Genomic DNA, 20,532 nt, shown 5'->3' with positions numbered 1-20,532 from the left:
AATTATGATTTCGCAGTTTTGGGTTTATAAGTTAAATCTACCGCCTCAATTTTCGATTTTTTGACCTTTTAAAGCTGTTTTTGTTGCCGTATAGGCATACCTTTCCCATTGCCACCAATGTGGCTGTGTTTTTAATTGGTTATATAGTCCAGGGACTTTTTCCAGACGGGAGGGCCTCTTTTGTTTATGACACCAATCGGGATCAACGCTTCTTCTTTGCAACAAGGGCAAACTTTTGGGTTGTAGGTTTCCAGGGTTCGTACCTCCTTGGCTTTGGTGATACCTTTTTCCAGTTGCCCTAATATTTCCGGAATGCTTGTCTTTTTGGAGGAGCTGCTCAAAATACCATAATGCCTGATGCGCATAAAGCCTCTTGGCAGGACATGCATAGAGAACCTTCGTATAAACTCCATGGCATCAAGTTCCATCTCAAGCTTTTTGGCGCCTTGCCGGTAATCCTTATACCCGAACGTGACGGTGTCCTTTCCTACTTCCCTGATGCGGTGATTGCTTATGGCGATCTTGTGGGTGTACCTTCCGAGGTATTCCAGGACAGCTTTGGGATGCCCAAATGGACGTTTGGCATATATGACCCAATCTTTTTCAAAAAGAGAGTTTGCCAAAGCTTTGTGTAAATCCGGGATCTTATATTTCAGCTTTTCAACATATTTTGCCCTGAACACCTTGCTCATGGCCTTTACCGGAAAAAGGTATTTGGCCTTGCGTTTTCCTGACTTCTTTTTTCCTTTTGCCGCTTTCCACTTTCCCTGTTTTGTAAGCCCGCCCCCCGGGACGATACAGTGCAGGTGGGGGTGCAGGGACAAGGTCTGCCCCCATGTATGGAGGATCGAAACCATACCTGCCTTTGCCCCCAGGTGTTGAGGGTCTGAGGCAAAAGTGGCCACTGTTTCCCAGGCGGCCTCAAAAAGTGTGTCATACACTTCCTTGGGCTTGCCCATTGCCAAACCGTTCAGTGCATCTGGCAAGGTGAACACCACATGGAAATATGGTACGGGCAAAAGCTCCCCCTCCCGTTTTCGGATCCAATCTTCCCGGTTCTTGCCCTGGCACTTTGGGCAATGACGGTTCCTGCAACTGTTATAGCTGATCCGTTCCACGCCACATGCTTTACAGGCATATATATGCCCGCCCATGGCATTGGTACGGCAGCGCATAAGGGCACCTAAAGTACGGAGCTGCCACCTGTTTATGTTGGGGTGGCTTTCCACTTTTGGCCAATGTTTTTTCAGGACATGGGCCACTTCATGTTGCGCCCTCATTGCTTAGAGGGGTATAAAGAGTCAAGCGGGCTGAACGGTTTTTGCCTGCCGGACTGGGCGACATGGAGGTAGACCATGGTTGTCTGGACACATGCATGGCCGAGGAGGTCTTTAATGGTCATGATGTTGAGCCCGTCCTCCAAAAGGTGCGTAGCGTAAGTATGCCGCAGGGTGTGTACGTTTACCGCTTTTTCAATGCCCGCATCTTTGGCAGCCTGTCTTATGGCCCACTGGACACCGCGCTGTGAATACCTGCCGTCAAAGTCTCCACCTGCACAGCCTTCGGGTTTTCCGTTAAAAAGCCATTCCTCGGGCCGCTCGGCATCAATATAAGTTTTTAGGCCTCTGATGAGCATATCGCTGAGGGGGACATATCGGTCTTTGTTGCCTTTGCCATGTACAAGGAGCGCTTTTCGGTCAAAGTCCAGATCTGCAAGTTTGATGCCCCGTCCTTCAAAACATCTCAGCCCACATCCATACAGCAGTCCGATAAGGACCCGGTGCTTGAGCAGCTTTGGAGTGCACAGTAGCCGTTTTACTTCTTCACGGCTCAGTACGACAGGTAGCCTTTTGTCCTTTTTGATAGACGGTAGCTCGATGCGTTTGTCTTTGAGCCCTTCTATCCGGTAAGCATAGCGGAGGGCATAAACGGTAAATTTAAAATAGGTTTCCGATGGGCTTTCGTGCTGCTCTTTTACCAAGAAGAGGTAGTCGTTGATCTGGTCGGGGTCTACTTCTGTGGGAACTTGGTCAAAGTGGAGGGCAATTTTTGCAAGGTGCCGGGTGTAATTGTTGACGGTACTTTGACTCTTTCCGGCAACAGTTATTTTTTTGCGAAACTTTTCATAAAATTCCTAAAAACCTGCTACCTTAGAACATGCAGTTTGAATAATGGTTGGCTTTTTTTTTCATGGTAATTAATTTAAAGTGAAAATTTACTTTGATAAAAAGTTGACCTTTATTCGCTGCTTTCAAAAACTACCGTAGGTTTAGTACAACACGAGGCTATAATCTATGGCCGGTTTGTAGGTGACGGATACTTTCCTGCTTTTCACTATCTTTATCTTGGGCGGATAGTGAAGTGGTTATAAGTCGGCCACAGATCATAGCCCAAACGTTGGGGGTTATTGAAATAAACTCCTGCACTATACCAGCGTTTTTCCTAAATTTAAGCCTTATTTTCTATTTTGCATTATGAGCGGATTGATTAATAAACAATCAGATTTTTTTGAAAGAATAGCAGGGTTACTAAAACAGGCCAGAAATTCAGTAATACGAACTATTAATCATACAATGGTTCGAACATATTTCGAGGTTGGAAAGCTCATAGTTGAAGAAGAACAGAATGGCAAAGACAGGGCAGAATACGGTAAACAGCTAATTGAGGAACTTTCTATAAAGCTAAATCAAGAGTTTGGAAAAGGTTTTTCTGTTACCAACCTGAAGCAAATGCGTTCATTTTACCAGATATATTCAAAAGGTCAGACACTGTCTGACAAATTTGAGTTAAGTTGGTCTCATTACCTAAAACTGATGAGGATTGATGATGAGAAAGAGCGTAGATTTTATGAGATTGAATCTATTAAAAACAATTGGAGTCTGAGGGAGCTTCAACGTCAGTATGATAGTGCACTTTATACTCGTTTGGCTTTAAGCAGGGATAAAGATAAGGTCTTGGAACTATCCCAAAAAGGATTAGTAATTGAACATCCTAAAGATGCGGTTAAAGACCCTTATGTATTAGAATTTATTGGCTTGCCTGAACATTCGGTTTATTCAGAAAGCCATTTAGAACAAAAACTAATTGATAAATTAGAACACTTTTTACTTGAACTCGGCACTGGATTTACATTTGTCGCTAGGCAAAAAAGAATAACTTTTGATGAGAAGCACTTTCGCATTGACTTAGTATTTTACAATAGAATCCTAAAATGCTTCGTCCTTATCGATTTAAAAATTGGAGAATTAACACATCAGGATTTAGGTCAAATGCAGATGTATGTAAACTACTATGACCGGGAGATGAGGCTGCCAGATGAGAATAAGACAATAGGAATTGTACTGTGCCAAAATAAGAGCCAAGCTGTTGTGGAATATACCTTGCCTGAAAATAATGAACAAATCTTTGCAAGTAAATATCAAACCGTTTTACCAAGCAAAGAAGATTTAAAACATATAATTGAAGACGAAGAATAAATCAACAAACCGCTAACAATGTGTAGCCAATACTGGGGCTTGTGGCTTGTAAGTCAGGTATTTTATCTCTATATTACTTTCTGCCGGTGGATAGGAAATTGCATAAAAATCCCCAGCATCGGCTAGTGTGCCAAGAAGCAGTGTCGGCATTAAACACACTGCGTACTTTAATTGAGATGGTGGAGGCCGTTTGTAAGGTTGGCCCACCGGAATCGTCTTACAGGAGAGGGTTCCAAACCACCTGAAGGTGCTGTAGTAAAGAGCTATGGTGCTGAGCGTTCAGGAAAAGTTATACCACGAGTATAACAGGTAAGGATAAAGGAGATGAACTAACCGTAACCGCTGATGAGGTGTCGAGAAGCTGGTACATCCCATCAAAAGCTGTACAGTAGCCGGTGCAGTTAAGAGTTCAGCGGAAACCTGTTTACTGGCTGAACGGTGGGCGTCATTCAGGCGGCATGACCTTTATCTAGGCTCAATTAAGGAACTTGGGAACCTGCATATGAGGCTGGGTACAGTCCCAGCTCTCAAAGGGAAATGCTCAATAGGAACAACCTAAAGGCAAAATACCGGTGCATTATGCAGGGGCGGAATAACTCGTAGTAGTGATGAAGCTCCTGTACTGGGAGTGGAGTACGGCAAATGAGTCATATAAACATGAAACAACTTCGAAAGAGGTGATTCTATGGAAGTGACGAAATCGGTACGCTTAGATTGTATAACAAGAGCCATACGATGGGAGACTATCAAAGCCTGTCCCGAAAACTTTCGGATACGGTTCTGTGAGAGGCTTGGGGTGAAATTCCCCTTGCCTACTCGACTATAAACGTTGGCAGTAAGCATAGAACAATGAAACATATTTGGTTAACAATATTCTTTATTTTGTTTACAATAGTAGCTGTTCAAGCTCAAGGACAGGAATCTTTTTCAAAACTGAATACCCTCAAGATTAATACTTCGGATTCTTCCATCAATAGCTTTATCAAATTTGAAGGACATAGTTCAGAGGTAATAAATAAAAAATTTGAAAAACTGCCTGACTTTCTAGTTGATTATTGTGGAAATGATAATGTTAGATTAATAAGGACTAAAATAAATAGTAGGAAGGATAAATATTATGTAATAACCTTTGGCGCTTATGATGGATGGTTGACTGGCTTTACTATTTATGAGGAAGAGAAACCTAACAGAATAGTTGGGCAGATCAAGGCTAATTCCATAATAGTTCCTGGGGATGGAAATGTTTATGCAGTGAGCAGGTATTATGAGAACTTTGAAGCTAAGAAGAAGTTTTCTTTAATAGACAACCAATTGAAAGAGGTAAAGCAACCTTTTTACTCTGTCAATTTGACTTCTTATGCGCTTAGGCCTATAAGTATCTACAGCGACATTGGCTTGTCAAATGAAATTGCAATAGTTCCTGAAGATGAAAGTATAGAAATAATTCTTTCAACAGATACTGACAGCAAATCAGATATTTATCTTGTACGTACAAGCATTGGTTTGATTGGTTGGGCGAAATTAAGAGCAGGCCAATATAAATCAGTTGATGTGGAAGGGTTATATTATTGGGGAGATTAAATATAGCTTACTGCCAACAAAACAAACAGGTTACTGGTCATATACTGGTGAATTCAGGCTTCACGGCCATTTACGAACTAAACATCAGGTGGATAAGTTCTCGCTCTTAACTGCCCAACACCCAGTTTGCTAATCGTTGGCAACAAGCCAAAAAGAACAGAACTCCATGAAACAGATTTCTACTGAAAATTTAAACCTCATTCCACCTCCCAAAGAATTACAGCGAATTTGTAAATCTATTTCTGTTTTAGAAGCTATCCTCTGTCAGGATTGGGAATACAGATATTATTCATACCAAAAGGAATGGGGCCAAAAAGAAGAAGTTTGTGAAATGCGAAACGGACAAGGGTAATTCTTTTCTCTGAAGTAGGAACTTGCATAAACGGCTTTGCCCACGAAAGTGAATTAAACGGTTGGAAAAAAAACACAATTGAAGAAAAGAAGTCATTTTTAGAAAAATTGTTTGGAACAAGAAAAGATCCGAAAAAGGAATTGGAGCAAGTAATCACAAATGGCATTTTAGAAGGTCTACCTGAAGTTTTTCACGATTTTATCTACGGTGAGCCTGTAAAAAGTATTGGAACCACATTCTGCATTTGGCAAACCAATACAGATAATGAATGGAAAACTGGTAAAATCAATTTGCCAAATGATGAATACAAAGACGGTTCGAGCGACTTACTGGAACTTCTAGATGGAAAACCATCAACTTATAAAAAATGGGCAGAAGATTACTATGACCTTGATCTTGAGCAAAAGCTAATCGAAAGAATATTTAACGGAGAAATTGTTACTAAAGAGCTGGTAGATAAGTTAAATCCAGAACTTGAAGACTATGGAAAATTAAAATATGATTTAGATGAAATTGGGTATAAATACAAAGTATAAAAATCCCTGCTGCATAACACGAGGCTATAATCTATGGCCGGTGTGTAGGTGACAGATACGTTCTACTTTTTACTATCTTTATCACGGGTGGGCTGAGAAGTGGTTTTAAGACGGCCACAGATCATAGTCCAATCGTTGGTGGCAACCCTAACCGACTACCGTGCAGACATTAAACGATTTACTTTGACCGATAAAAACAATGAGGCATACTGACAATATAAAAATTATTGACTTTTCGGACGACCTGACGGAGCCGATTAAGACATTGAACTACGAGTGGCTTCAAAAATATTTTCGTATTGAAAAAGGGGACGAAATTTCGCTTTCAAATCCGAAAGAACATATCATTGACAAAGGTGGACACATATTTTACGTTAAAAAGGACAATGAAATTGTAGGAACGGCTTCTTTGCTAAAAAAGACTGACGAAATTTTTGAATTAGGCAAAATGGCGGTTACTGAAAATTCGCAAGGTTTTGGCATCGGGACAATTTTGTTAGAATATTGCCTGAATTTTGCAAAAGAGAAACAAGTAAAAAAACTAATTTTGTATTCCAATACACAATTAGAATCTGCAATACATCTTTACATAAAGTACGGATTTGAAGAAATTGAACTTGAACAAGGACTTTACGAAAGAGCAAATATTAAAATGGCGAAAAGCCTCTCTTGACAATGATTGACACAATATTCAAGGACAACAATATACTAACAAAAAGGGCAGCCAACAACAACTAAGGTTTCGTTGGGTATGTAATGCCCACAATGAAGCCAGTGTTGTACGAAACCGGGGTAACGCTATGGGGATTGCTATTCTGGGTTGGGGGGTTCTGTAGGTTAGAATTGGGGACTAATGCAGCTTTTTGCAAATTATGATTTCGCAGTTTTGGGTTTATAAGTTAAATCTACTGCCTCAATTTTCAAATTTTTGACCTTTTAAAGCTGTTTTTCTTGCCGTATAGGCATACCTTTCCCATTGCTACCAATGTGGCTGTTTTTTTAATTGGTTATATAGTCCAGAGATTTTTTCCAGACAGGAGAGCCTCTTTTGTTTATGACACCAATCGGGATCAACGCTTCTTCTTTGCAACAAGGGCAAACTTTTGGGTTGTAGGTTTCCAGTGCACGTACCTCCTTGGTTTTGGTGATATCTTTTTCCAGTTGTCCTAATATCTCCGGAATGCTTGCCTTTTGGGAGGAGCTGCTCAAAATACCATAATGTCTGATGCGCATAAAGCCTCTTGGCAGGACATGCATAGAGAACCTTCGTATAAACTCCATGGCATAAAGGTCAAGTGCTATATAGCCTCTTTTTGCATACCGGTACTAAGCATAAGTATTTAGGGGATACTGGAAAATTGTTAACTGATTGTCTATTAGTATTCTGAACCGGTCAAAAAATAAAAAGAAACCCCGAAAATAGGCCAAAAAGGCTTTTTTCGGGGTTTTTCTTTTGTTATTTTTGATTTATCAGAAAAAAAACAACTCTTAAAAGTACAATGCAGATATCTATTTTTCAAGACCCGTACCAATATTCTTACAAGTGGCATATTTTTAAGGGAACTGACTTAGGGAAGATATATGATACGATTCCTTGGGATGACCTGGAAGAATGTTTGCCTACTCAAAATAGTCCTGTAGGGGCGCCACGATGGTTTAGCAACAAGGGAATGTTTGCCCTGATGTTTTTAAAGGCCTATTTAAACCTAAGCGATGAAAAGCTGATTGAGAGGTTCAATACCGACTTTAGCCTCCAATTCTTTTGCGGTAAAAATCTTAACAATGAGATTGTTAAAGACAAGACTATTGTAAGTCGGATTAGAACCTATATAGCAGATCATGCCGATATGGATAAAGTACAAGGAGCCCTGGTCAATGCCTGGAAAAAGGATATGGGCAATACCCATGTACTTTTGATGGATGCTACATGTTATGAAAGCTACGTTCGCTTTCCAACTGACGTAAAACTTCTTTGGGAGTGCTGTAAGTTTGTTTTTGAAAAGCAGCTATATAAGTATTGCAAGGTATTAAAGATAGCCCGGCCCAGGAGCAAATACTTTGTCCAGAAGAAGCTTCAGTTGGGTTATGACCGTATAAGGCGAAAGACTTATAACAAAGGGCTAAAGCGAAGAAAGTCATTGGTTTATTTATTAGAAAAAGGGCTTAAGCAGTTAGATGAATTACTGGAAACATACCCATCAATCACATTAAACCCTCTGCAAGCAAATTACTTGTCAACTTCAAAAAAGATACTTGAGCAACAAACTTTTTTACTAAGCAACCCTGCCAAAGAACTAAAAAACAGAATAGTAAGTTTGTCAAAGCCTTACCTTAGGCCGATAATAAGGGGAAAGGAAACCAAGCCTGTTGAATTTGGAGCCAAGGTACACATGATGCAGGTTGACGGAATCAATATAATAGACCACATCAGTTTTGATGCATTTAATGAAGGGACAAGGTTAAAAACCTGTGTAACAAAGCACAAAGGAATATTTAAAGAGTGCCATCAATTAGGTGCGGACAAAATATACGCTACCAATGCCAACCGCAACTTTCTTACAGAAAATAAAATATTTACCTGCTTCCCCAAAAAAGGCCCTAAAAAACACGGCAAGGCTGAATCTGTACTTCAATCAGCAATAGGGGCAAAACGGGCCACGGTTATGGAGGGGAGTTTTGGTGTTGAGAAAGAACACTATGGATTAAGAAAGATAAAGGCAAGGCAGGAAAAAACGGAAAGAGTCTGGATTTTCTTTGGAATTATGACCGCCAATGCTGCCAGAATAGCCAAAAGAAAATCCGTCCAAGACTCACCACATCTACAACAAGTGGCTTAGACTGATAACAAAGTATTAAAGTTACAAGGGATAGGTGCGTCCAATCCTCAAAAAATATAAATTTATCCTAGTCCCTGCCCTCTATAAACATCAAAATTGGAAATTTCAGACGAGTTAAAGAGCGATAACAAAAAGAAACGAAGTTATATGTTATTAGAAAAGTACAATTTTTATTTTTTAATGATTAATTTTCCAAGAAGCCCTATTTAAATCAAGGATAACAAGGTTTGAGCATGGCAATAACAAAGTGTCGTCTTTTTCTCCGGCAAGCTTTCCTGTTTTTTCCCTCACACTCAATATGTGAAAAAAGCTGTTGAGAATATAATATTGATAAAAAAACAAAAAGCAACTTTCTCTTTTTCTCGGTTTAAAAATCGTAAGGCTTCCTCAAGGTTGTTTTTGTCTTCAGGTAGAAGACCACCTTTATTAAAGCTATAGTTATCAAGCAACTTTATATAATATCTAGATTTTTCCTTTAAATCACCAAGTTCTACAAGAGATGCTTTTATAAGACTATCATACTTTACTGTTAACAAACTGTCAGACAGTTCTATTCTTTTTTGCTCCCTTTTAAGCTTTTTTGTCTCGTTTTTTTAATGTTTTATTTTAGTTCGATGATTTCCTGTAAATGCGGATCGTTATTATAACCACTTTGAGTTGTCTTGTTTTTAAATAAAAGAAATGCAAAAACAACTATTATGCAGAACCGAGTTACAGCTATTTATTTTTGAAAAGGCATTGCAAATATTATTTAAACATAGTTAAAATGAAACTTTTCAAAAACGCAATTTAGCTCCTTAATAACGACATATCGTTTCAATTTGGCATATTGAGAGTGACTAAGTTTTGTGCTGCTTTAAATTAGGTTTTATAGAAGTCTTTAATGGCGAAATGGCTATTGCATTAAAACTGATACAGATCATTGAACAGGCCAAAATTATTTTATATAGATGATGCTTTTTAAAGAATTTTAATATATCTATAAAAAATAACACACAAAACTTTGCATTCGTCCTAAATATAGTTAACTTGGTATTGTAATCTTTTCTTAAAGCAAATTTTTAATGGTGCATTTTTAGTCGCTAGCTAACAGTTTTATTAGTCTAATGGCAAACTTGTCTTGCGACTTTATTGCTTTAAAAGCCTCCATTAATTTTTATCAGTCTTTGTCTCTTTTGGCACCGCTAAAATACAGTGATGTATTTTACTAATGCATTTTTTTAAGGCTTGAATAAGAAAGGAATAATCTGATTGTAGAGTATGTTAAACCCCAACAAATAACATTAATTTTTATGGCTACTTGGAAAGACTTTAAAGATTTTTTTTCTGCTGAAGAGCAAGATCATGTAAATCATTTTATTGGAGCAATTAGCAGTTCATTAGGTGCTCATAATTTTTCAGACACCTACGAACTGCCTGAAGAGGATGTTGCAAACGCACTTCAATTTTCAAGTAGCTTTATAAATTCTTTTAGTTCGTATATTTTTGGGATAAGTCAAGAAATTGATACTACTGGAACAGATGATGAACAGTGGGATGCTTATCGCAAAGCATTTTCAGGAGATTTCCAACAGGCTATCGTTAGCATAATAGAAATTCTTCGGGTAAAAAAAAGCTACTCTTTTGCCTCTTTTAAAAGCAACTCTTCAGCGAGTGAGATAGCATCCTTGGTTTCTGAAGAAGAAAACCGTAGGCCTTTTTTTACCTACCTTTCGTCTGCTTTCGGAAACAGGATTAAGCAAGCTACTGATGGATATGTAGTCATAGAAAGCAAACTTCACGGCGAAAAAAAACTGGCAATCAGAGAATTTCTAGGTCTTTTTCAAAAAGTAGAAAAATATTACCAGTTTGAAAGTTTTGTTGATGCCGACATCACTGAGTTAGGCAAAAACATTAATTTTTATTTAAAACACTATGATACTTCTCGAACCTTATTGAACTTTTTAGTCAAAGAGTTTGGAGATAATTTAGAAACAGCGATAGAACTAAATAAACAAGAAGAAATTTCAGAAGAATATTTCTTTGATAGTTTTACAGAGTCTAAGGGAAAGGCTATTAGAGCCTTGTATCAAACTATCAGTGATTTAGGTTATGTAGACAGATTTTCAGACTTACATACTATCCCATTAAATAGCTGGATTGCAAATCATCCTACACCTTGCGATAACTCTACAGTCAATGGATTTCAGATACACCCTAATCCTGAGTTTAAAGAAGGGAGTAAGGCCTGGTTTACATCCGAAGGTAAAGCTTTCCCTCCTTCTTATACACTAAATAACACGCTATTATTAAATAATATTCAACAAGTTGTAAATTCCTCTCCTGTTTTAGAGCAAGGGAAACAATATTTGCTAGAGTTTAATATTACTACTGGTGACGCTGGATCTACAGTCCCTGTTGAGGTGTATGCTGGTGACACTTTAGTATTTTCAGATACACCTAATGCTGGCCTTCGCTCAGTAGAGTTTACATCAAATGAAGAAGGAGGCTTTAGGGTCGAGTGGAATTCAAGTTCAGGGTTAATTCGGTTAGGGTTTATAAAGCTGTATGAAAAGCTGCCTGTTTCTTGTCCGCCTCTAAGGACAGCCCAAGAAGCTTCCGAAGAAAACGAAAAGATAGTTGAATTACATCCTGAAGGTGGACTAAGCGGAGAAAAGTTTTTATTATACTTTAGTGGATCCGCTTTACTTTATACAAGTACCGGCAATTATTCGAATGACTTGACTGGACTGGCAGACGCCATTAATAATAAAGCATCTGAAGATGAAATATGGGAGGTGCTATCTGCATCTGTTGAGGGTAACCAAATACTTGTAACAGGCCCTATAGATTTGGACTTTCATCTTTTTCATGTAAGCTTGGCAAGTCTTATTCTTGATTTAGGGGATAACCATGACTACTTCAAATATCTAGCAGAAGACTTTAAAACACAAGCCCATGAGGCTATATCAGAAATCAGCACAATGGTACGTGTTGAAGGGTTCCTTTTTCACAATACTGAAGAAAACCCTATTGCAGATGTGGATGTTTCAATTACCGACATGGACGCAAGGCCTTTTCCTATTAACCTAGGGAGGTTTACTACAAATGGAGGTGGTTATTTTAGCTTTGATTATAAGCTTGTATATCCCTCAAAAGGGCTTCGAAATTTCAAGCTTGAGTTATTCAAAGGTATTAAAATTGGATCAGATATCTTTTTTCAGCAAGTAATTGAAAGTAATGAGTTAGTAAAGATCAACAGCTTTTTTAATGTTTCCACAGGAAGCTCTTCCCCTGCTTTGGTAAATGTTGCTTCAGAGGCAGGTTTTACAATTCCTGAAGAGCTTCTTGCTTTTTTAAGCAATAAAGGGATTCATAATTTAGAACAAGTGAGGCATGCAGGGGGAATTAAATATCTTGAGGATCTTCCAGTGGACAAACTGCATGACGCAGTTCGTTTTTTAGATGCTCATGCATCTTTGTACCCTTTTTCCCAGAAAATACAAGTTAACCAAGTGTTAATAGAAAAGGGTTATAGTTCTCCTTTAGCTATTGGAGATGCTACAAGGCCTGAAATAGTTAGTCTTCTAGAGGAGAATAATATTGGAAGCTTCAACTCTGCTTCACTGTACTACAAATCGAAGGCTTATGGCACCATGCTGCGAAATTTGGTCACAAGCTACCTCTCGGATAATGCAAGTGGCATAAAAGGAAAACTTTCCAATGAGCTAGAGCCTGTTTTTTCTCAATCATGTGGCTGTGACGATTGTTCTTCAGCAGTTAGCCCATTGGCTTACTTAACAGATCTAATTAACTATGCTCTTAATAATATAAAAAGCGGCAATGAAGAGATAGATATTCTATTTTTAGAAGAAACATTTTTCCAGAGCTTCACGTCCTTGCCCCACTCCTGCCAATCTTCTGAGGAGTTAATTTGTCAGCAAAGAGTTGCCGTTGAAATTTTGCGCAAATACCTTAACAGTGTAGATTTATCGCCTGAGACTGTTGCGACACTTAACAAAAAAATCAAAAAGTATTGCTTTATCGTTTACGAGTACTTGCTAAAGGAGTTAGGGACAAGTTTTGAAGAAATACGTGATATACGAAATGCAAGTGAGGCAGAACAAAAGTCTTTAGCTCGTTCTTTAGGATTTCCTTATAAGGAAAATTTCAACCCATTTTCTTCTGACTGCTTATTTGTTGACCCCTCTGATACTAGCGATGAATTATCGGAGGCTCGGTTGGAAGTGCTTTTTGGTTTACAAGATACTTCGCGAAACAAATTTTCATCAGGTTTAAAAATTGGCGACGAAGCAAACCAGCTACAAAGATGGTTATTAAGAGGTGTATCTTTCTTAAAAAACACCGACTCTAATGGCTTTATATATATTAGTATCCTGCACAGCACTTCACAAGTCATTTTTTATAAGGATGCTTCAAGGTCAAATGAATCAATCGTTGCTATTGCCACAGCTGGTAGCGAAGAAAGTATTAATATCATACCTGAAAACAATAGTGGTCTGTCAGGAGAGTTAGAAGTAAATTCATTCGACAATAACGGCCTAATTGAGATTTCTTTAGTGCCTCAAGTTTTGTGTTGGCGTCTTTTGTATCAAGAAGAGCAATGGAAAAAAGCTGACTGGCCTGCCAATAGGTATAAAGTTTTAGAGTTTCCTATTATTGAACCTGACATTATTGGCCCTGATGATTTTAGGAACCCTGATATTGAAAGCAATATTGTATTCAAGTTATGGGAAAACCGACGAAAATGGATAGACGAAGGGCTGGAGGAGTTTAGGGGTATTCGTGACAATGAATTTATAAGTGAACGCCCGCATCTACTAATGATAATGGATCATATGGCAGTTCCATATCAGTATACCGATATAGATATGTCGAGCCATACATTTACCGTTTGGGATACTGTTCCTGACCATAATTATTTACGGAATCTTAATCGGAAACTAACACAAGGGAGCAAAGGTCAAATAGAAGAAGCCAAAGAAGCAATAGAAGATTTGCACTTATCAAAAGAAGCTTTTGTCCGCTTCTTTGAAATTTACAATGAATGGTCGCGAAACGACGAACGTGGTATTTTAATTAATAAGAGCCAAACGACAGGAGGAAACACAGTAGCGCAAATTTCTGTTTTGAAGCCTAGCAAAGGTGATCTATTTGAACTGAAAATCAATAATAACAATGATTTAACAGTTGCTATTTTAGCCACATCTTCTGACGATGAGACTGTTCTTAGTCAACTTAAGGCAGGTGTCAATGAAAAACAATGGCCTGTGGATGCTGTTTCTATTGATGATGGGAAACTAAAACTGGAAGCTAGTGAAAGTTTTGTATTAACTAAAAAAGTATTAAGGGTTCCTTCTGACAGTGACTTCGAAGAAGTCTATTCAATTTTTGTTCAAGCGAGAAAACGTCAAGTTTTTGAAACTTGGATCGGGGAAGAAAATAACTCTGAAGCCTTATCAAGTGGAGGCGGAAGTGGCTTAATGGTTAATGTAAATGATTTTGTTGAACCTGTATTAGAACCAGCCGAAGGCACTTGGCCAATAGTTAAAGAAGAACCCCTAGTTGATCCAGAAGAACTTAGTGCTAAAGACTTACCTGAATTAAGAACTTTTTCTGCGACAAGTGACCTTTTTAGGTCTAGAAAAGAAGTGTTAAATGATATAAAAAATGAAGTTGGATATATCAAACATGTTGAAGGCGTTAATGCTGCCTTCGATTTTGCTTGGGGAGAAGGGTTCTTACAGGATTATGATAGCATTGAAGACATATGGTTTGATATACAAGATGTTTCAGATAATGATAAAGTCCAAGAAGCCTTAGGTTTTATTAAAAACAACCTCTTTATTGATGTGGACAATTTCGGTTTTATCATCCAGTTGTTAGAGAAAAAATCAGCTGGTAGTGATATATCGACCGACGAATGGAATACTCTCGCAGCTATATTAACATCTTCTTACAAAAGGCGCACCTTGTACCCACAGTGGCTTTCTGAGGAAGAGCCGTTTGGCTATTGGAAACTTTTGAAAGCCAAATTGCCATTGTGGAGGGCATCAAAAAGTGACAGGAACCAATGGCAAAGAACCTTATCTGATGTTTCTAAACCTGCCATTATAGACCCGGATAACATCCGCCCTGATTTTATTAGAAACATCCTTTCTGGTGAAAAAGTAATTAATTTATATAATGAAAGAAAGACACAAATTTCTGACCTGTTTAATCAAATAAAAAATGATATTAACAATGAAGGGCTTGAGTTGGCAATTAGTAAGTATGTTGCTATTAATGGTATAAACTACCTTAATACTTTAAACCAAAAAGCTCAAAACAGGGAAAATATTTCCAAAGAACTTGAGCAGCTTAACCTATCATTTGATTCTTTTCAGTTTATTTTGACTGTTTGGAATCTAGCTTCTGACTCTTCTAATATTATCCTTGATGAAGAATGGGATACACTTTGCTCAATAATGGTTCAGATCCATAAGGAAAGAAGCTACTCGATGTGGTTGTTCGAAGAAGAAGCTAACGACATCCTTTTGTCTCCAGACCTTTTCCGTAAATCTTCTTACTTTAGACAAGAGTTTTTAAGTGATATAGAGAAACGAAAGCTTTCTGTCAGGCGATCAGACGAATTTAGAAGGAACTGGTTTGATAAGCTTGACTCAAGGATAGTGGCAAGAGAAAAATTATCAAATTTTTTCAAAGAGCTTCCTCAAAAAGCTGAAGAAGTAGGAATGATCCTGTTAAGGGACTCTTTAATAGAATCAACTATTACTGATGACCTAAACATAACCGAACAAGCAGACCTTCTTGGAAAGCGTTTACTAATTGATTTGAAAAATAATTGTTGTGCAAAGGTCACCAGGGTTTCTCAAGCTATTGAAGCTTTACATTTACTTTTCTTCTCTATTAGAGCTAATATTATTCATCAGGCTTACCCTAACCTTGACCTAAAAATAGGTTCAGACTACTTTGATAAAGAGTGGGAGTGGATGGGGGCTTATGAAAAATGGCGTTCTGCCATGTTTGTAAACTTATATCCAGAAAATGTACTTCACCCTGGGTTTAGGCAAAATGCTTCAGGAGCATTTTTGACTTTATCAGATAGCTTACAAAACAACAACAGACTGACCCCTAGTAACGCTTGTCAAATTGTTTCAAAATATTATGAATATTTAAATGATGTAAAAAATTTAACCGTTGTCGCAACTATAAGCGCTAGAACAAAGGGCGACAATGTGGCAAAATGTGGCTCATCGCCTAACAATTACAAACCTTTACAGTTTATGTTTGCCCATACTGTTAATAGGAGAAAATTTTACTACTCAGTTCTTGACCCTGATAACTCTGCAAACTATTCGCCTGCCCCTTGGGAGCCTATAAATGCACTAAATGATGTATTTACAACTGAAATTTTAGGAGCTGTCTCCAGGACTGTTGGAGCAGAAAGGAACATGATGTTTTTTGTTCGTGGGCATAAAGCACAAGAAGAAGAGAAGATATACTTTGCAAAATTTAACCTTTCTGATGGATATTGGTATCCTGAAGCAGAAGAGCTTGATATACCTGAAGAAATCCAAAGCAATGTTAAAACCGAACGTTTTGCAGGCCCCGTTATCAAGATGGTGCTTAATAGAAGAAGCTCTAGTTCAAGCAACGTTCGAATAGCCATACAACGAGGTGAGGATTTTAGAATATTTCAATTAAACGACTCTGGGAATAATTTAGAAAAAACAGAACAATATTCCCACCACTTCCATTACAACATCCATAGGTTGCAATTTCTTATTGAAGGTAAACTGTGTTTTACGTACTCCAAATTAAGGATAAGTTATGAACCACAACCTCCTGTTCAAGAGGGATATATTCTAAGATATAATACACCATTCGGAAGTGAGGCAGAGATACAAATTAATAATTATCAGTACATACAAAATGTTTTGTGGTACAGTTCCAACCATTCAAATCTTCTGGAACGATGGGTTAACCTAGATCGCGTAATAAATATCAGAGAAAGATTTATCGCAAGACCCGATAGAGAAGTAAGGCGCATGGAGTATGGTGTTATCAATGAAAACGGAAGAATAGAAGTTTCTGACTCACCGCAAATATTAAACAGAGAATATTTATGTTATTTTGAATGGCGCTCCCCAAGAGGACCTGTGAGATATTTGTTTGGAAACCTCGGAGGAAGGCATGAGCTGACCTATCAAAAACAGACTCCGATTGTCTCTGAGCCAATCTCTTTCTTAAGTAACGTAAACTTCATAGACTATTTCACTGACAATAAGAGCAATTCATTCCTGCTTATCAACACAAGATCTTATAACACATTTATACTGCCGATATATAGAGATACTTTACAGGGTAATTTAAACAATATTGCTATACATCCAGCCATACCTTCAGTCAGAATTAACTATGGATTGGTTTCTCCTCCAGAGGTTTTTCCAGTAAAAAAACCAGATGACCTTGATGAACTAAAATTTAATGTTGAAAGAAGCTACAAAAACAACAGCTATCTTCCTAAATCACTGTTTTCTGTAATTGAAGAAGCTTATTACTTTGTACCCTTAATGGTTGCTTTGACACTTCAGGACAAAGGCTATTACTTAGAAGCCCTAGATTGGTATAGGCTAGTATACGCTTTTGATAGACCAGAAAATACGGAAGAAGGCGATTATAAGCCACGCAAGATATGGTATGGGCTTGTTCACGAGGAAAAAAACCTTCAAGAGTTCAAAAGGTCGGAAAACTGGCTTAAAGACCCTCTAAACCCTCATTCCATTGCAGAAACTAGAGCTAACTCCTATACAAGGTTTACTGTATATTCTATAGCTGGCTGTATTCTTGAATTTGCAGATAGTGAATTTACTAAAGACAATGCAGAGTCTATTCCTAAAGCCCGCATGCTTTATGAAACAGCTTTAAGATTGCTGGATGCAGAAGGGTTATTACCTGAAGATTCAAACTGTGCACCTATAATAGAAGATCTGGAGCCTCTATTGCCTAAAGACGATCATAACTGGCCTTATTGGAAGCCTGTATGGCTAGAAATAAAATCAGATCTTCTACGGGTCAAAAATAGAGAAAAACTCCTCAATCTTTCTGCCCTTATTCAGAATGTACTATCAGAGACTGAAAGCATTGACGAGAAATTTTCTCAAATACGCAATCTTGTCAATAGTGCATTTGAGACTCCTGAACAATTTACTTTTATACTTTCACTAATTACAAGTGGAAGAGTGCAGTCAGAAGATGCATTAAACAGGTTATTAGCTAACGCTGACTTGCAGGAAGGGTTAAAGCATTTCATTTCAGAAGCGGGCAAATACTACTTAAATGCAGTTATCAACGTTACTGGCATTATGCCTGAAGCTTTAACAAGTGATACTGTTGCCATTCCATGGTTAAGTCAATTACCAATCCTTGAAGAACAGACACCCGAACCAGCAAGTATAACTAATATTACTGGCACATTGCCATTAAGCCCTTATTTTGTAAGGGAGCGAGCGTATTACTATTTCACGCAACCTGATGCACAGCAGCTTCAGACACTTTCAGTCATTAACAACCCTGTTCGTGTTATTAATGACTACTACGGGAGAGATGTTTTCTATACACCTCAGCTAAACCCAGATTTTTGTGTACCTCCAAACCCGGTATTGAATAGCCTACGTTTCTCCGCAGAAGCAAACCTTTTCAAAATTCGTAATTGCATGAATATAGCTGGCATTAACCGGGAGGTACTTCCATATGCAGCCCCTGTAGATCAAGTAGCTGGAATGCCAGTACTTGGCGGAGGAGGTCGTTTAATCTCTACTGGCACAAGAGTTTTTACACCTTCCTTATATAGATTTGACGTACTTATTGAAAGGGCAAAACAACAGGTTAATATCGCACAGCAAATAGAAGGGGCACTTCTTTCAATTTATGAAAAAGAAGATGCTGCCACCTACGATGTATTACGTGCCCGACAGGATTTGAGAATGGCCAGGTCTGGAGTAAGACTACAAGAGCTAAAAATGAGAGAAGCGGAAAGTAATATAGTGCTTGCTCAATTACAAACAGACAGAGTACGGTTGTCAATGAACCATTTCAGCAACCTGATTTCGGCAGGAAGAAGCGGAAGTGAAGAGAATGCACTAAGGCTTTTATATACCTCGGCTACATTTCATACGATTTCTTCTACTTTATATACAATAGGTGCTAACCCAATGAATATTTGGGCACTGGGGGCAGCTGCTGCAAGTGTAGGACAGACAATGGGAGTTCTTTCGTCAATTAGCTCTATGATAGCCAGCTTTGAAAGAAGAGAAGAGGAGTGGCGTTACCAACTAGAGTTATCTCAACAAGACCTTATAATTGGTGAACAACAAGAAATAATCGCTCAGCAAAGATATGATATTGCAGACCAAGAAAGGGTTATTGCTCAGATGCAAGCAGATAATGCGGGAGAAGTTTTAGATTTTCTGTCAAGCAAATTTACAAATGCTGAGCTTTACCAGTGGATGAGCGGCATTCTTGAGAAGGTCTATAGTTTCTTTCTGCACCAAGCCACAGCCACAGCAAAAGCTGCGGCAATGCAGTTAGAATTCGAACGTCAGGAGCAGATTCCTGACTTTATCAAAGACGACTATTGGGAAGCACCATCTCGCAATACACTGTCAGGATCAGGGACAGGCCCTGACCGTAGAGGGCTCACAGGGTCTTACAGGTTACTTCAAAATGTTTCTGAGCTAGACCAGTTTGCCTTAGAAACAGACCAAAGGAAACTACAACTAACTAAAACCATCTCACTTACAAGAATGGCTCCTTCTGAGTTTCAGCGTTTTAAAGAAACGGGACAAATAAACTTTAAGACCACCCTGGACATGTTTGACCGAGACTTCCCTGGTCATTATTTGAGACTAATTAAGAAGGTTAAAACATCTGTTGTCGCTTTGGTGCCACCAACCGAAGGTATTAAAGCTACTTTAAGGAACCCAGGTGTTTCATATGCAGTAAACGGGACAAACTTTAGAAAGGACGTTATTGTGAGACCTCCTGACAGCATTTCACTTTCATCTGCTCATGAAGCCTCTGGTCTATTTGAACTCGAAGAGCAGCGTACAGATAAGCTGTACCCATTTGAAAATATTGGGGTCGAAACAAACTGGGAACTAATTATGCCAAAGGCTGCTAACTTTTTTGACTACTCTACTATTGCAGATGTTTTTATCACAATTGAATATACAGCACTTGACAGCCGGATTTATCGAAATGAAGTAATAAAACGACTTGGTAACTCATTCTCTGGTGATCGTATATTTAGTTTCAAAAATGCTTTTCCAGACCAATGGTATGACTTTAGCAATCCAGAAACGCCTGGGCAATCTGTAACTGTATCATTTAAAACGTTGCCTCGAGATTTCCCTGAAAATCTAATTAATCTAAGAATTAAAGGACTGTCCATATTTACAACCCTTGTTAATGGAGAAGACTCAGCCCCTTCAGGCGAGATTGTTCTAGGGTTTCGATCTAATGACGGAGATTTTATTTCAGGAGGAGCGTCTTTTGCAACCGTCCTAACAGCAGGAACAACCGCTCCAGGTTGGGGAGCAGTTATTGATAATAAACCGGCCGTTGGCGAATGGCAAATGTCTTTAAGCCCTGAGATAATTGATAAAATTGTTAATGAAGAAATTACAGACATTGTTATGGCTCTTACTATCAATGCTACAACTCCTGAATGGCCATCTTACTAATCA

The 20,532-nt window shown here is 38.4% G+C and carries 10 protein-coding genes and 1 pseudogene; 7 read left to right on the top strand and 4 right to left on the bottom strand.

Features of this window, described 5'->3' with window-relative positions:
* Nucleotides 1–131 precede the first annotated feature (131 nt).
* Nucleotides 132–1,280, bottom strand: a complete 1,149-nt coding sequence (locus tag RCC89_19625; protein WMJ75351.1) for an IS91 family transposase — start codon at nt 1,278–1,280, stop codon at nt 132–134.
* Nucleotides 1,277–1,981 carry a tyrosine-type recombinase/integrase gene (locus RCC89_19620; protein ID WMJ75350.1) on the bottom strand — a complete coding sequence of 235 codons (705 nt, stop codon included), beginning with the start codon at nt 1,979–1,981 and terminating at the stop codon, nt 1,277–1,279. The genes RCC89_19625 and RCC89_19620 overlap by 4 nt, the downstream gene beginning before the upstream one ends.
* A gap of 493 nt (nt 1,982–2,474) precedes the next feature.
* Between RCC89_19620 and RCC89_19615 the strand changes: the two genes are divergently transcribed.
* The 5 genes from RCC89_19615 (at nt 2,475) to RCC89_19595 (ending at nt 6,618) form a co-directional block, all read left to right on the top strand.
* Nucleotides 2,475–3,476 (top strand): PDDEXK nuclease domain-containing protein, encoded by a 1,002-nt coding sequence (locus RCC89_19615; protein ID WMJ75349.1) that lies wholly within the window; start codon nt 2,475–2,477, stop codon nt 3,474–3,476.
* A gap of 849 nt (nt 3,477–4,325) precedes the next feature.
* A complete protein-coding gene (locus RCC89_19610) occupies nt 4,326–5,057 on the top strand; it encodes a hypothetical protein (protein ID WMJ75348.1) in 732 nt (243 codons plus the stop codon).
* Nucleotides 5,058–5,223: 166 nt separating this feature from the next.
* A complete protein-coding gene (locus tag RCC89_19605; GenBank protein WMJ75347.1) occupies nt 5,224–5,409 on the top strand; it encodes a hypothetical protein in 186 nt (61 codons plus the stop codon).
* A 107-nt stretch (nt 5,410–5,516) separates the two neighbouring features.
* On the top strand, nt 5,517–5,945 hold the full coding sequence (locus RCC89_19600) for a hypothetical protein (GenBank protein WMJ75346.1): 429 nt from the start codon (nt 5,517–5,519) through the stop codon (nt 5,943–5,945).
* 199 nt (nt 5,946–6,144) lie between these two features.
* Nucleotides 6,145–6,618, top strand: a complete 474-nt coding sequence (locus tag RCC89_19595) for a GNAT family N-acetyltransferase (GenBank protein ID WMJ75345.1) — start codon at nt 6,145–6,147, stop codon at nt 6,616–6,618.
* 506 nt (nt 6,619–7,124) lie between these two features.
* Here the strand turns inward: RCC89_19595 and RCC89_19590 are convergent.
* Nucleotides 7,125–7,247 (bottom strand): annotated as a pseudogene (locus RCC89_19590) (transposase).
* 197 nt (nt 7,248–7,444) lie between these two features.
* On the opposite strand from RCC89_19590, the gene RCC89_19585 reads away from it, so the two are divergent.
* The gene (locus RCC89_19585; GenBank protein WMJ75344.1) at nt 7,445–8,782 is read left to right on the top strand and encodes a transposase; all 1,338 of its coding nucleotides are present in this window, start codon (nt 7,445–7,447) and stop codon (nt 8,780–8,782) included.
* Nucleotides 8,783–9,075: 293 nt separating this feature from the next.
* On the opposite strand, the gene RCC89_19580 is transcribed toward RCC89_19585, so the two are convergent.
* A complete protein-coding gene (locus tag RCC89_19580) occupies nt 9,076–9,318 on the bottom strand; it encodes a hypothetical protein (protein ID WMJ75343.1) in 243 nt (80 codons plus the stop codon).
* A gap of 756 nt (nt 9,319–10,074) precedes the next feature.
* Here RCC89_19580 and RCC89_19575 point away from each other — a divergent pair.
* Nucleotides 10,075–20,529: a hypothetical protein gene (locus tag RCC89_19575; protein WMJ75342.1), complete on the top strand. Its 10,455-nt coding sequence runs from the start codon at nt 10,075–10,077 to the stop codon at nt 20,527–20,529.
* Nucleotides 20,530–20,532: the final 3 nt, after the last annotated feature.

It is taken from the genome of Cytophagaceae bacterium ABcell3 (genome assembly GCA_030913385.1).
Taxonomy (GTDB): Bacteria; Bacteroidota; Bacteroidia; order Cytophagales; family Cytophagaceae; genus ABcell3.
This window is presented reverse-complemented; position numbering and strand designations above follow the sequence as displayed.